This is a genomic window from Streptococcus sp. 4094, from assembly GCF_013277125.1.
Lineage (GTDB): Bacteria > Bacillota > Bacilli > Lactobacillales > Streptococcaceae > Streptococcus.
The window spans coordinates 1-1,527 of sequence record NZ_VMMI01000082.1 but is presented as its reverse complement, the minus strand read 5'-3'; the positions used below and the strand labels follow the sequence as shown (position 1 = coordinate 1,527).

4 protein-coding genes are annotated in these 1,527 nt (G+C 38.4%); all 4 read left to right on the top strand.

The genetic code is table 11. The features are described 5' to 3' along the window. The first annotated feature begins 41 nt into the window (after nt 1-41). From HT721_RS10870 to HT721_RS10855, 4 genes are read left to right on the top strand one after another with little or no spacing between them, the layout of a single operon-like run. The gene (locus HT721_RS10870; RefSeq protein WP_173214658.1) at nt 42-398 is read left to right on the top strand and encodes a hypothetical protein; all 357 of its coding nucleotides are present in this window, start codon (nt 42-44) and stop codon (nt 396-398) included. Further along, nucleotides 383-619 (top strand): DUF3310 domain-containing protein, encoded by a 237-nt coding sequence (locus HT721_RS10865; RefSeq protein WP_023948037.1) that lies wholly within the window; start codon nt 383-385, stop codon nt 617-619. Before HT721_RS10870 ends, HT721_RS10865 begins: the two co-directional genes overlap by 16 nt. After that, the gene (locus HT721_RS10860) at nt 609-773 is read left to right on the top strand and encodes a hypothetical protein (RefSeq protein WP_173229827.1); all 165 of its coding nucleotides are present in this window, start codon (nt 609-611) and stop codon (nt 771-773) included. The genes HT721_RS10865 and HT721_RS10860 overlap by 11 nt, the downstream gene beginning before the upstream one ends. Before the next feature lie 31 nt (nt 774-804). After that, nucleotides 805-1,230 carry an ArpU family phage packaging/lysis transcriptional regulator gene (locus tag HT721_RS10855; protein WP_173214009.1) on the top strand — a complete coding sequence of 142 codons (426 nt, stop codon included), beginning with the start codon at nt 805-807 and terminating at the stop codon, nt 1,228-1,230. Nucleotides 1,231-1,527: the final 297 nt, after the last annotated feature.

Genomic DNA, 1,527 nt, shown 5'->3' with positions numbered 1-1,527 from the left:
GGCAACATCTACGAAAACAGAGAGCTTTTGGAGGATAAGGAATGAGACCAAAAAGATACCCGTTCAGTGGTGCTAAAAAAGAGAGCGAAGCTAAGAAGATATCGTTAATGCTAAAAAAAGTCGATGAATCAGACTTGAAAGGAAGTGTTTGGGCGGAGCCTCTACCTCTCTATAGTAAAACAAGAGTCTATGTAGAGATAGAGGGATATGGAAAGAAAATCACGACTGAGTTTAAAACAGATGATATAGATTTTTTCAGAAAAACTTCATTCTTTAAGAGGGCATTATTCAAAAGAGCTGAAATGATGTCTCAGTTTGATTTTAGAGAAACAACAATCGAAGAATGGAACCGAATAATCTTAGAACTTTTGGAGGCTATCAAATGGACCCAGAAATAATTGACAACGTAAACAAACCAAGCCACTACCAAGGAAGATTTGGCATGGAATCTATCGATGCCTTAAGGAATTTCATGACACCAGAACAGCTGAAAGGCTTTTATCTTGGAAATGCCTTGAAGTATCAACTGCGATTCCAGAAAAAAAACGGTCTTGAAGACCTGAAAAAAGCCAGAAAGAACCTTGACTGGCTTATCGAGGAGATGGAGCATGAGAATTAAAACATTAATGGGAACAATCATCAATGTTGATAGGATAAAGCGCAGTATCACAATTGAGGGCGTTGAATTGGGCTCAGATTGTCGTGCGCTGACCTCTAAGCATAAAGATGGTACAGGTACAATAACACTAGTTTTCGATGGGAAAATAATTTAAAACATTAGTTAAAACAGAAACGAGGTGAGCGATGCCTTTCTTTCCAGAAATAAACGAAGTCAAAACAAAAGAAAACGCCAAAAAAGTATTAGAAGGATATCCTCATTGGCGTCGTGTAGCGAATGATACAGATGGTCAGAAGGTGACAACTACGTACTCTTTTACGCCTCGGTGTCCTGGGAATAATGCAACTAGTCAAGTTGAGAAATTGGCAATTCGAAAAGTTGATGCAGAGTTAGAGATAGATGCTATTGAGCAGGCGGTTAGTAATTTACATGATCCTTACTATCGTAAAATCATATACGAGAAGTACCTTGTATGGTATCCTAAAAAAGATGAAACAGTATATAATGAGCTTGCAATCTCAGAAAGTTCATATTATGAAATTCTTGGAAAGGCTCTACTGGCATTTGCAGAGCTATATCGAAATGGTGAACAAGTTGTAATTCTGGAGTAAGAGCGGAGTAAGTCAAGAGTAATTATCAATTTTAACGTGCTAAAATAGTATTATCCAATGATTGGCAACGAACAGTCATGAGGACTCCTAAAAATACAGAGGCTTCGGCCTCTTAGACAGTAAGGACAGGTTAGCAGGTTGTTTGGGTCTCCTTGAAACTTTTACCAAACGTGCGTTTTACTGCTAGACCAGCTGGTTCAATTCCAGCTACTGTCATTTGAGTGTTTGTGTCCCAGAATGGGGTAGGCAGTAGGCTTAGCATTCATATATCACTCATTAACTTAAAAATGGTTGCAG